We start from the raw sequence: 12,299 nt of genomic DNA, 5'->3' as shown, positions 1-12,299 counted from the left end.
TGTCAGAATGCACCGGTAGCAGCACCACCACCAACCCCCCGAAAAGCTGCCCGTCTCAGTAAATTTGACGCGCTCGCAAGCCTCGGTATTACGTGCCGTGCACACATCTTGAACTTTCATATAAGAGGCACCACCCCTAAGGGCCGTCACAATCCAACCAACATACTTAACGACTTAGCCAATCTTCAATGTGAGTGGCGTACACTGGAATCTAATCAGCCGCACCGGCCTTTCTCCAATGGTCAACCAATTTCTTGGCAGAAGGTCGCCTAAATTCCCCTGAGTTTTTTAACGAGCGCAAACGTTTGCTTTCCCGACTCGATATTCAGCTTACTTCGCTGATTTCTTCGCCATTACTAAGGCGGCTACCGACCAGAGCCTGGCTGCCCTCGGTTGCCGCTCGGTAAATAGCGATAGGGGGATGGGATTTAGTGTAAGCCTGCTGTTGATTGACAGTCGCCAAGGCTTGTTCGTTGGAGCCGGCAAGCTGCTGCTCTGTGAAGGGCGAGTTGTCGAGGAGGCGGAGAAATTCAGCGGACACTTCGTTGGTATACAGCGGGGGTGATGGTGCATTCATTTTTTATGATCCGGGTCCATGGATGGTTGGGGCTACTGTCCTCTGGTCGCCTCGGCGGGCCGTCGTGGCTGGTGCATCTCGGTCGGTGAAAGTGGAGAATGTAACTGACAGGCAGCACCCTGGAGCGGTGGTTATCGAAAGTAAATGGGACTTTTCCCAAAGTCACTCATGCCCAAAGAATTTTGTTAATCCGTCGGGCTTTATCAACACGCGATTGGTCGCAATCGCCGGAATAATCGCGTTGGTAGGGCTTAAGTGAACTTTCTGGTCCGTTGCTCCCCAAACCCCGAATACGTCTGTGTACTCGGTAGATCCGATTGCAACCGTTGACTGCACCGGTGCGAAGATTGCAGTGCAACGATATGACTGAGAGCTTTGTAACGACGGGTGCGAGTAACTACGTGGCGCTGGGCCAACCCCGATCGGGAGGCGGCGCTGCGTAAGCTGGCCAATGCCTTCGACCATTACAACGATCAGCATTCGCGTGGCGCTTTGAACTATTGCTCCGCGACGGAACTGAGGCGTTTGGCGGCATCAATTGATGGGGACGTTGGTGTCTGGCTTTGTAGGGGAAAGTCCATTATGTGAGGTGGTGTTCCATAAATTTTGAAAGGGGGCGTTTTGAGCATGCGTCAGTAAATTCCGGTGGCGCGCGGTAAATGCGTTATTTGTATTAAAGTATGTCAAGAAAGCCGTGCGACAGAGCTATTCGTTTCAGATGGCTCCCTGTCGAATACCTGAACATCATTCATGAAGTTGTTGTTGTTTTTCATCCGGTGTGAATAATACGGCGCAGCGCGATCTGTTGCGCAGTAAAAGTAAGATCGCTAATACATTTTCTAGCGCGATCATGGCCGTAAATGCATGCCGCTTTCCGGCTTTGATTGTCTGGATATGCATCCTGTGTTGGTGTGTATTGAAGAATTTTTCTTGTGTCATGATAAGGCTGGTTGCAGCGCAGTTTCATGCTGCGATTAGGCATTTTTCCTTTCTATTGCTAGTTAATGAAATACAGGAGCGTCAAAGATGAGCGAAGAACCTAGTTGTAATAGTCGAAGCGTGAGTGCTGTTCCGTTGTTTGGCGGAATAATATTGTCAGTTGCAAACCCAACCTTATGTTCGCCTGAGGAGTGTTTGCGTGAAAAAATATATAAGGTCGATTATGCTAAAACATACATACTGCCGAGCCTTGCAGGCTATTCGCGCTAAAATCACTGTTCACGCTAAAAATGAGTCCTCATCAGCGACCTTCTTGCATCAGATTTCTCCCCATAAAAGTGGGGGTGTGTACAAAACCATTCTGTTTGTCGGTATGACCGTTGGCATCTCTCTTCTATTGAGTTTTATCTCAATTGTCCATGCCGCCGGTGGACCTTATGTAGTCGATGATGGCGCAATCAACGCCCCCGGCGAATGCAATATCGACTTCGCCTACAAGAGCCAGCGACACCACCAGTCAACCTATCAAGCCGAGCTAGCTCAGGACTGCACATTCAAGGAACTACCCTCCTTGCAGTTTGGTGCAGCGGTGCTCCACAGTCATGATGAAGGTAAAAGGCTGGATATAGTCAATCCCAAAATCAAAGTGCAGGTGTTCAGCGTTAATGAACTGGAGGTCGCGGTTGTCGCGGGTGCAAGTTTTGCGCTTGATCGCGGACATTCATTTGATGCCGCTGAACTGGCATTGCCGATGACGTATCAGCCTTTCGAGACATTCCGCCTGAACCTTAGCTCCGGCTGGGCTCATGAATACAACGACGGCAAACAACGCCACAGTTGGAATTGGGGCACAGGTGTTGAATATGCACCGGTCGAATATCTCACGCTGATTGCTGAGCGCTTTGGCCAAGAGGGGGGGGATCATGGTTGGCAAGCCGGACCTCGTCTACATCTGGGCAAGCAAGTCGATATTGATCTGGTGGCGGGGCGCCACCTGAATAATGGCAGGGACCAGTGGCTTGCCAGCAGTATCACTTGGCGTTTTTGAGTATCGCCTGTTCGTTATTCCGCTGGCGTACCTCCTTTTATCATTCGGGTACTCGCTCATTCATTGTGACAGCTGATGGCGTGCCGAGACCACAGGTTAAGTCGACGTCTCGCTACTCGACGCTTGGTCGTTAATTTTCACGCTCACACTCAGGTGGGAGCCAGCAATACCCCAAAGGAAACATCATGAATCGAGAAGAGCTGTCCTTTTATGTGCGTAAGCTTGTCCGCCTCTGCGATGGACAAACATTTTCAAAACTTATCGCTAGTACGCCTTACATTGATGTGATTGATGCGTTAGAACATTGTAAGGTCATTGAAATAGTAGCATTGCTGATGAAGTTGACATCGTTTGAGCGTGCGGCGTTGTTCGCTTATTTCCCAGTACAGCGCCAGGATGTGCTATTACAGGAGATGTCGCGTAAGGAGGCGGTTGACCTCTTCGAACATTTACCCGCCGATGATCGTGCGGATGTATTCAATCGTCTGAGCGACGATATTTGCCAGAAATTACTGCCAGCCCTGGCAAAGTCCGAGCGCGATGACATCCTAGAGCTGGCGGCGTTTTCCGAGGGCACTGCAGGTTCGGTGACGACCTCTGATTACACCACGCTGAGCTCGATAATGAGCGTTAAGCAGGCATTCGTAGCACTACGATCTTGCGCGTCAAACCGAGAAAGCATCGATGTGATGTTCGTGCTGGACAGCGAGCGACGCTTGCTGGGTTCGGTGACCTTGCGCGACCTAGTGTTAGCCACGCCGGAAACTCTGATCGGCGACTTGATGACGCTTGATCCAGTGTTTGCTCGCGCCGACTCTTCGGGGGATTTGGCAGCAGAGTTGATTCGCCGCTATGACCTGCTAGCGCTACCGGTGCTGAGCGAAGATGACCGGATGGTCGGGATCATCACTGTCGACGACGCCATGGACGTGGAAAAACAGGTGGACGCTACTCAGTTGGCGCGCTTCGGCGGCACGCCGGCTCTGGGTGGCACAGATCTGGATGTTCTTACATCTCCGTTTCGGAAAATGTTCGGGGTTCGAGTGTTCTGGCTTGCGATCCTGACGTTTTTCGGGATTTTCATTAGTAATTTTATCTCTGCCCAAGAGGAGATGCTGTCTCAGATCATCATTCTGGCCGCCTTTATCGCGCCGATCATCGACATGGGCGGCAACACAGGCAGCCAATCGGCGGCGCTGGTGATACGTTCCATGGCTTTAGGCGATGTTAGGCTGAAGTGGCGCCATATTTGGCTAATTATTAAGCGTGAACTACCGGTCGCATTCGCGTTGGGTGTGGCGATCGCACTTCTTGAGGTCGTTCTAGCGTATTTCAGCAAAGGCATTGGCATGGAAATTATGCTGGTGGTGGGCTTGAGTACTATGGTGTGCACCGCGGCGGGAGGTATGATCGGCGCACTGTTGCCGTTTTTGGCTCGCCGAATAGGAACCGATCCGGCCACACTAAGTTCTCCGATGATCACCTCGATCATGGATATGGTGGGTGTGATGATCTACTTTGGTTTCGCCTACCTGTTTCTGGCAGATCAAATGGTCCAGACGGTGTGATTGTAATCAGTTGTGGGTAATCCACTCATGAATAAGTCACCGCCTAGGATCGATGCCGAGGTGTATTGGCTGCACTGGAAAAGTCCATCGATACGCTACGACAGTTGTTGCTCAGTTCGGTGCCGAAACGGCAGGTGTATTACGTTACGGCATTGGGATTGTTGTCGGTGATCCGGCGAGCTGAGCTGCTCTGATCAGCGAACCAGAGTTTGTACGGCGTAGTGATGTGCTAACCGACGAACTGGGCGAACAAGGGTAGTCGGCCGCGTTACGAGTAACGCTTGTTATGTCAAATAGGCCCCCCACTTGTTGAGAGTGCGGGGGCCTTTTTCTGTCGTGGTATTAACCGCACCCATAGACTGGATAACCCGACCCCCGCCGTCTGGTTTTACGCAGTGCCGGCCATTCACTCGAACAGGAACCACCGATATGCACGCCGATGACCATTATGAATTAAACTGACTGCTAGGAACGGCACCGGCCTCGGCCACAGCGGCGTCGGCGAATATATCTACAAGGGGCGCCAGGAACCGGAAGACATCGCCCGCGGGAGACGTTGGTGGGGAGAACAGATGACCAACAGCGCCGAAGGCAACTCGGTATCGGCCGAGCTAAACGGCACAATCGACCTGATGGTGTTGGAGACCTGCCCGCAGGCCCAGTACAACGGACTCACCCTGGAGTACGGCTCCCTGTCGGGTATACAAGTGCTCAATACGTTGCGCGCCGACCACTGGCTGTACTGCAACCCACAGTCACCGGACGCTCATAACCCAACGGATCAAAAGCCAACTGCGCGATGCGTTTTATGTGGATACCGATGCCTGGAAGCGTGCAGTACTACGACAAGGCCGCAAGGCGCTGGACCTGACTGTTTTCAACCTCACCAGGCCCTTGTTTTGAATCAAGAGCAATATCGTGAAAATGGTCGTTAATTGCGTTCTGAATCCGTCCACCTTGATGGTGTGGCACCGATGCTTACCGGCCATAGACCCAGCAATGACAAGGAGGAAAGCGGAGCATGGTATTAGGACTCTTCCTACATCTTGTGCTGATGCTTCCTGGTAGCGTCACTTTGCCCCAGCTACAAGCTGGAATTTCCCAAGGATGAAAAGGAAGCTCAACGTGAGCGGATATGTACCCAACCCACCGAAGGGCTACCGAAATAGCGGCATTGAGCCTGTTGATATTCACGCTCAGCGCTGGGCGGAATATAAAGACTTCCCACCCAAGTCAGACACCCCGGCAGAGACCATAGGGTGCGTGTTTGCCAAAAGCTGCGATCTGTCTGACGGCGTAATCGACCACAAAAAGCCGGCTGGGTTTATTCCAGTTGAGAAAATAGCTAACTACGGAAATTTCTCCCGGCTGGGTGGCCGTGAGACAGACGCAGCGGGAGACGTTCCTCTAAAGAAAATTAGTGGTAGCACTTTACCTGCTGCACTTGGAACATTTCTGTTAGGTGGTGTTGGTGCTGCTACTGCTGGCGTATCCTGTGGTGGCCTATGTACTGCTGTAGCCGCTGTTGCTGGTGCGGGAGTTGGCACAGGTGCTGCTGGTGGTGCCGGCGTGGTTACTGCCGGCGTGGCGGCTGGAGCCTTGGCGGGAGTAGTTGCGCTACTGTGGCCATCAAGCATGGGCGATAGCAGTTTATACGCGGAAGAGCAGCTCCAATTGCTTAAGCAAGCTCGTACACTTGTTCGTTTGCATGTAGAACAACAAGCCGATGGAACCTTGAAAGGGTATGGGTACAACACCCAGAAGCGCACTGATTGGGAAATGATTCCTGTAGTCCAGTTCGATGCAAAAGGCTCCCAGCAAGTGGCTGACTTCGGTGACGGCGTAACCCTCATATGGACACCTGCTGTTGACCCGTCCAGCACCTCAGAAATTCTACCGTTAGAGGGTGCTCCACATGCCCCCCAGATCTGGATTTATTCGCCTACCGAACAGGCAGATAACATTATGTTAGCCCGATTTATCCCGACAGATACAAAGACTTCATACTCGAGTTCTCCGCTGATCGCCCCGTGAAACCCAGTTGCAACCGGCGATTAACGTGAAGCGGTTTACCGTATCATGTGTGATTTCTGTTGCTGAGCGTCGACTCAAACAGCAAGGTATGAAGCGGTACGTAGGCCGAATTGCGGTTTAGAGCAGCTATACACGTTGGTGGTCGGACTGCTTTGAGTTCTGCTGCGAGGACGGAGCGAAACTGAAGCGCTGGCGGCGGCATCAATTTAACAGGAGTTGGTGTCAGGTTTTTTAGGGGCGAGTCCAAGCCTCATCAGGTGCATTCTAATTTTTACGTTTGGTGAGTTGAATATTATGGCCGTTGGAAGATTGATGGCGCCGCCAGGGGGGACAGAGAATTGATCACGATTGGCTAGGAAATATATACCGTCAAAAGAACTATATCAGAATCTACTATGATGAAACAGTGTGGTACGGTAGGAGCAGTGCCTGTTTCGCAGGTCCTGTAAATATTTTTATTATGTGAGTCTCATGTTTTTTTTAAGCCGATGTGTGTTGGGGGGGGGATGTGTTGCCTGTTAACAGGATTGCAAAAGCGAGGTGAGTAGGTGGAGAAGGTCAGTGGAGATCGATGTCAGATAGTAATTTTGTTAGATTTTATTAGTGCTATTTTTTCGCTGAGCTGCTCAGTCAGTAGTCTTTTTATTCGTTTGACGGTGACAATGTTTTCGCCGTTCATCTCACATTGGCACAAAAAAAAGAGGGCGCCTAATGGCACCCTTCGTAATTATGGTTGATATCAATCTTCAATAACTTCGCGTTCGTTAGCGGGTTGCGTTGGACGGTGATTTTCGGGGAACAGTTTCTGGAATTTTTTAATTTGAGATTTTGACAGCTCGATGGCTTGCTCGAATAGACCCCACTGAACACCTTCCGTGCAGGGCGGTGTGGTGAGTGAACCTTTATAGAATAGATGATGGCTAGTGGCTGGAATCAATGTGTTGAGATTCGGTGCGGTGTTTGCGTCTAAGTCCGCCTTTTTTCCTTCTGTGTTTGGAAGTTTTTCCCATAGTGCTGCCAGTTCTTTGTTACTTTGTCCTTCTTTGATCATAACTCCTAGGACCAGCAGCGGCCGTCCTTGTCTTGGTTTACCATATGCATCTCCATCGGGTAAGGGAGATGATTGATCAAGTGTTCACTAGGTGTATGGAAATGGAACTGCACCAGGCGGTACTCGCTATTTTTGAATATTACCTTTCCTCCCTCGGTGACGTTGGCTTGGATCGTGTGGCCATTGTTGTTAACCTGAATTGAAGTCGATTCGTAATTGATCTCCAGGTCCGCACTGTTACCCGTATGTGGTCGAACTTGTTTCATTTCGACATTGATCGGAGACTGAAAAGTGCCCGCCGCGCACAACCCGTTGGAAACTCGCCCCAGTAGTCGGGGCCATGGTTGCCTTGATAAGACCAATGCTTTTCTACAGCGTTTGCGCTGGCTAGAGAAAGGCATGACGTTGTTAGCAGAAAAAATAGCGGGTTAATGTTTTCATGGTGGGCTCAATAGGAAATGGATGGATATAGGAACTTCGTCAGCTTATAATCCACATCAAGTCGGCCTGGAAGATTTAGGAGGACCGTGTCTTGAGTGGCGAGCAATATTAAGTGGGGTGGCGGACTCTTAAAAATAGGACAAGTATTAAAAAATAGGTTGACTGGCTCAGTAGCTGGAAAAACTGACCAAATCGGCCGTTCCGAGCTTAAAGACGGAGAAAGAGCCCGGTCATCTCAATCTGGTTGAGGACGAGGGCTTTAATCGCGCTCATCATTGGATATCCCATTCATAAGGGGTCGCAAGCGGCACGATGGAGAGTATCAACGCTTTGGGTTTTGGTTGGGGTTCCATAATCATGATATTCACGAAGTGCTTGGCGTCGAGCAAAATCACTTCAAGTTTCATTGCTGGCACCTACCGGCGGATTTCGTCAACCAGTTTTGGACAAGTCCTAAAGATTTTGGCTGGGCGCTGAGATAGTGTTTGACCGTTCGCCTAGCCAGACTTTCATAGCAGCCTGACCGGGGGATTTGCTTCTGGCTTGGGCGAACTCCTATTTATGCACTTTATTGTTCGCTGCACTGTAGCGGTCTAATGAAACCGGACACCCATTTAGGCGAGAATGCTCGCCAGATCGAGGTGTCAGATGACCAAACAACGCCGCTCCTTTACTCCTGAATTCAAACGCGAGGCTGCCGACCTCGTGCTCAAGCAAAACTACAGCTACATCGAAGCCAGCCGTTCACTCGGCGTCGGCGAGTCGGCCCTGCGCCGTTGGGTTGACCCGGTTCAGAAGGAGCGCCAAGGCGTCACTCCGCAGAGCAAAGCGCTGACACCGGAGCAGCAGAAAATCCAGGAGCTGGAAGCCCGGATCGCCCGTCTTGAACGGGAAAAATCGATATTAAAAAAGGCTACCGCGCTCTTGATGTCGGAAGATCACGAGCGTACGCGCTGATCAATCAGCTGAGCGTCCACGAGCCGGTTGATTGGCTTTGCCAAGTGTTTGAAGTAAACCGCTCAAGTTACTACGCCCACCGCCTCAAGCGTCGAACGCCCGACGTTGAACGGCTTCGATTGCGTAGTCGCGTCAGTGAGCTGTTCTCGCAAAGTCGCAGCTCTGCGGGCAGTCGCAGCATTCTGTCGCTGATGCGTGAAGACGGTAAGCAACTCGGTCGATTCAAAGTGCGTAGCTTGATGCGCGAGCTTGATTTAGTCAGCAAACAACCCGGCTCCCATGCTTACAAACGAGCAACAGTAGAAAGACTCGATATCCCGAACACATTGAACCGCGAGTTCGATGTGCCAGCGCCCAATCAAGTCTGGTGCGGCGATATCACCTACATTTGGGCGCAAGGAAAGTGGCATTACCTGGCTGTCGTATTGGATCTTTGCACGCGTCGGATCGTGGGCTGGGCGCTGTCGGAAAAGCCAGATGCTGAGCTGGTAATCAAAGCGTTGGATATGGCCTACGAGCAGCGTGGCAGGCCTTCGGATTTGCTATTCCACTCGGACCAGGGATCGCAATATGCAAGCCGACTCTTTCGCCAGCGGTTGTGGCGATACCGCATGCGTCAGAGCATGAGTCGACGAGGAAACTGATGGGATAACGCACCGATGGAGCGCGTATTTCGCAGCTTGAAAACAGAATGGATACCGACCGTGGGCTATCGAACTGCGCAGGAAGCACAGCGCGATATCAGCCACTTTTTGATGCATCGCTACAACTGGATTCGGCCTCACCAATTCAACGAGAGGTTGGCACCAGCGCGGGCCGAGGAAAAACTTAACGTCGTGTCCGGGATTAGTTGACCACTACATACTGTCGGTCATGGCGTTTATGCCGCTTGGGTGTCTCGCTGTTCTCAGCTAACTCTCGCAGAAGGTAGTTTGGCAAACCTCCTGACAGACTTGGCATATTGTATTGATTGGCCCGTCCAGAGCAGGGGCGGTTACCAGATGCAGAGCTGCATCTAGTTATATACATTCTAGGTAATCAAGAAGTCGTCATCAAGTCATCAGCAATCAGTAAGCAAGCGAACAGAAAGCAATCAACCTCTGGTCTAGTGATCATGGCTTTCTAGGAATAGCTCACCGGTTAAAAAATGCATGGACGGTATCTGAAATGGGAACAACCACCAGGTACGCAATCATGACCAGCAGCAATTCCTACGCCCCTCTCTCGCAATCCGATTTCGCCATCCAGATTGAGCGACTCGTTAAGGCCATAGAACAACACAATATTCCAGCATTCCGATTCAAGGCTGCACGGTCAGGTCCCGAGCAGGCGACGCCGACTAGGCTTTCCCGGCATTTCGGTGGCATCCAGCAAATGATCGACCTGTTTGATGATCGCTGCGAATATCGTTTCAGCGAGCATCTGCAAGCGTTCTGGGAAGCCTGTCAGGATATCGGTCTGGAGCGCAGTCCTGCTGGCCCTGTCTGCCTGAATGAAGAGGGAACGACCTATCTAGACCATCACCGCAGCATGAATCTACTGGTGGTGAGGGTTCGTCAGTTGACTCGTGAGCAATGGTATCGCCGTAAAAAGGATGATTGTCGTTATCAGGCCAAGAAGCAGGAGGGCAGGGTCACTGATTACACGGATGCGGTGCTTGATCGTTATGCACGTACCATTGTGGTCAGGGGTAATCTGTATTACTACCAAACGTCTCAAGCCAAGCAGCGTGTTGAGCACGTCTTCAACGATCTGGACAGGCTAATCGCAGAGCATGAGCGCAACCCAATTTTTGATCATGAGACTGGCTATATCTGTAGCGTCGAGCAGGGGCAAGATCGGGGCTACCTCATCCACGCTGCTTTATTCTTCAACGGTGCTGAGGTGTGTCGGGATATCTTCAAGGCACGGCAGATTGGCGAGCTATGGGAACGTATTACGTTGGGAATGGCCTATTTCGACAGCTGCAACCAGGGCAAGACCAGGTACGGGGACAGGCTGGGAGTCGGCGTCATTCTTCGCAATGACCGGGAAATCCGTTCGCATGTTCACTATGCGATGCATTACTTGGTCAAGGATAATCAGCAATTGCGCCTGAGACCCCTGAGAGCTCGGTGCCTGCGCGTGGGTCAGCCGAGATGACTTCGTCGACGTTGATGAGTAGTGCGTTTGGCGGCGGAGGGAGAATTACACTGATTTATGGCGGCTGCTTGAAGGGGGGCTGCCGCACGCTATATATGCACAGGCAGAGTGTGTGCAGCAGGTTGGCTATAGGTGTTCACTCGACAATGCCATGCGTCGAAACGGAACCCAAGCACTTGCATTGCTAATATATGGCGGCCTAGTAGAAGTGGCATCTTGGATTGCGAATGCTAAGGATGTCAGTGCGCAGTTTTCGGAAGGTGTCATTGCACTTGACTTGCTGCTTTCTGGAATACAAGCCAAGCCGCCCGCGGAGCAGGCTGAGGGAAGGTGAGTGCGTCGTTTTTACACACTCCGGGGCGCTTGCGGACACCTCCGGGCTCGGCGCGCGCTTATGCAGAACAGTGTTTGGGATAAGTGATGATAAGAACGAGCTCTTTCAGCCTCTGCGGATTGCCTAATAGGAAGAATTTGGATTAACTGGTATGTACCAATTCGGTCGGTGTCACGTGCCGCCCCCCGTGTCAGTCATAGCGGAAGTCATACCTTGCCCCCCATGGACCCCACTCAGAGCAACAAAGCTGCAGTCCCTCTTTACAAACAGCTTGCCGATACCTTACGCCAGCAGATCGAGTCGGGGGAGCTGAGCGATCAGGAACCCCTGGCGCCGGAGCGTGAACTCGCTCTGCATCACAAGGTAAGCCGGGACACGGTGCGCAAGGCGATTCATTTGCTCGATGAAGAGGGAATGATCTACAGCGACCACGGGCGAGGGACATTCATTACCTCAGCCCCGTTGCGAGACATGGCCAAGGCCATTGGCAGCTTTACCCTCGACACCCTGAAGCGTGGCGGTGTGCCTGGACAGAAAGTGCTGGTGTTCGAGAAGGTGGCTGCGGGTATGGCGATTGCCAGTGTCCTCAGTATCAAGCCCGATACGGTCCTGCATCACGTCAAGCGTGTTCGTTTGATCGACGGTGAGCCCGTTGGTATTCAGGATTCCTGGCTGTGTTTGCCTAAGGGCCTGGGTTTCGGCCGTGAGCAGCTTGAGCGCAAAGGCTCGCTGTATCGCTTGTTGGTCGAGGACCTGCAGATACAGCCGAGTGTCGCGCTGGAAAGCATCGGTTCGATACTGGCCTCGGAGCAGGACATCGAATTGCTGAACCTCGATAAGGGCGCGCCGCTGCTGCTGTGTGAGCGCGTTACCATGTCTGAACGGCGTGTGCCCATTGAGTATTGCGAAATGCGCTACGGGCCGTCCTATCGCTATAAAAACAAGGTGACGCAGTGGGGCGGTAACTAAGTCGTCAGCGACTCTACCTTATCATCGAGCTCTCTCAAGGTACGAGCTAATGCGCCAGCCGCGCGCGCATTGCAAGGCAGATCTACCGCCTCTTCATTCCTCTGAAACTTCATAAACGCGAGCATTGCCTGGGCAAAAAAAACGCAAGGACTGCTCGCACTGCGCTGTACTGCCCTGTCTTTTTATTCTATTGGTACGTACCTTTTTAAAAAAAAATAAGCGTAAATCAGCTTTTGTAG

The 12,299-nt window shown here is 51.7% G+C and carries 10 protein-coding genes and 2 pseudogenes; 8 read left to right on the top strand and 4 right to left on the bottom strand.

From position 1 onward, the window contains the following. Nucleotides 1-325: 325 nt before the first annotated feature. Nucleotides 326-577 (bottom strand): hypothetical protein, encoded by a 252-nt coding sequence (locus JFU48_RS25635; protein WP_201138094.1) that lies wholly within the window; start codon nt 575-577, stop codon nt 326-328. A gap of 1,138 nt (nt 578-1,715) precedes the next feature. On the opposite strand from JFU48_RS25635, the gene JFU48_RS25630 reads away from it, so the two are divergent. The 4 genes and pseudogenes from JFU48_RS25630 to JFU48_RS25615 all read left to right on the top strand — a co-directional run. Further along, the gene (locus JFU48_RS25630) at nt 1,716-2,564 is read left to right on the top strand and encodes a hypothetical protein (RefSeq protein WP_342216059.1); all 849 of its coding nucleotides are present in this window, start codon (nt 1,716-1,718) and stop codon (nt 2,562-2,564) included. Nucleotides 2,565-2,749: 185 nt separating this feature from the next. Continuing rightward, the gene (gene mgtE / locus JFU48_RS25625; RefSeq protein ID WP_201138093.1) at nt 2,750-4,132 is read left to right on the top strand and encodes a magnesium transporter; all 1,383 of its coding nucleotides are present in this window, start codon (nt 2,750-2,752) and stop codon (nt 4,130-4,132) included. 452 nt (nt 4,133-4,584) lie between these two features. Continuing rightward, entirely contained in the window at nt 4,585-5,067 is a 483-nt protein-coding gene (locus tag JFU48_RS25620; protein ID WP_342216078.1) for a DUF2817 domain-containing protein, read from the top strand. Nucleotides 5,068-5,239: 172 nt separating this feature from the next. After that, a pseudogene (locus JFU48_RS25615) lies at nt 5,240-6,171 on the top strand (S-type pyocin domain-containing protein); the annotation flags it as partial. 734 nt (nt 6,172-6,905) lie between these two features. Here the strand turns inward: JFU48_RS25615 and JFU48_RS30225 are convergent. The 3 genes from JFU48_RS30225 to JFU48_RS30220 form a co-directional block, all read right to left on the bottom strand. After that, nucleotides 6,906-7,232, bottom strand: a complete 327-nt coding sequence (locus tag JFU48_RS30225) for a carbonic anhydrase family protein (protein WP_274610524.1) — start codon at nt 7,230-7,232, stop codon at nt 6,906-6,908. Next, a complete protein-coding gene (locus tag JFU48_RS30690) occupies nt 7,223-7,483 on the bottom strand; it encodes a carbonic anhydrase family protein (protein ID WP_446739782.1) in 261 nt (86 codons plus the stop codon). Before JFU48_RS30690 ends, JFU48_RS30225 begins: the two co-directional genes overlap by 10 nt. A gap of 447 nt (nt 7,484-7,930) precedes the next feature. Next, complete coding sequence (locus JFU48_RS30220) at nt 7,931-8,065, bottom strand: hypothetical protein (protein WP_274610512.1); 135 nt, start codon at nt 8,063-8,065, stop codon at nt 7,931-7,933. 241 nt (nt 8,066-8,306) lie between these two features. On the opposite strand from JFU48_RS30220, the pseudogene JFU48_RS25600 reads away from it, so the two are divergent. From JFU48_RS25600 to JFU48_RS25590, 4 genes and pseudogenes are all read left to right on the top strand, one after another. Next, nucleotides 8,307-9,469 (top strand): annotated as a pseudogene (locus JFU48_RS25600) (IS3 family transposase). Nucleotides 9,470-9,809: 340 nt separating this feature from the next. Continuing rightward, nucleotides 9,810-10,757: an inovirus-type Gp2 protein gene (locus JFU48_RS25595; protein WP_201138090.1), complete on the top strand. Its 948-nt coding sequence runs from the start codon at nt 9,810-9,812 to the stop codon at nt 10,755-10,757. Between the two features lie 151 nt (nt 10,758-10,908). Continuing rightward, the gene (locus tag JFU48_RS30685) at nt 10,909-11,091 is read left to right on the top strand and encodes a hypothetical protein (protein ID WP_446739781.1); all 183 of its coding nucleotides are present in this window, start codon (nt 10,909-10,911) and stop codon (nt 11,089-11,091) included. Nucleotides 11,092-11,259: 168 nt separating this feature from the next. After that, entirely contained in the window at nt 11,260-12,060 is an 801-nt protein-coding gene (locus tag JFU48_RS25590; protein WP_201138089.1) for a UTRA domain-containing protein, read from the top strand. Nucleotides 12,061-12,299 lie beyond the last annotated feature (239 nt).

Source organism: Pseudomonas sp. TH49 (assembly GCF_016650625.1).
GTDB classification, from domain to species: Bacteria; Pseudomonadota; Gammaproteobacteria; order Pseudomonadales; family Pseudomonadaceae; genus Aquipseudomonas; species Aquipseudomonas fluorescens_H.
This window is presented reverse-complemented; position numbering and strand designations above follow the sequence as displayed.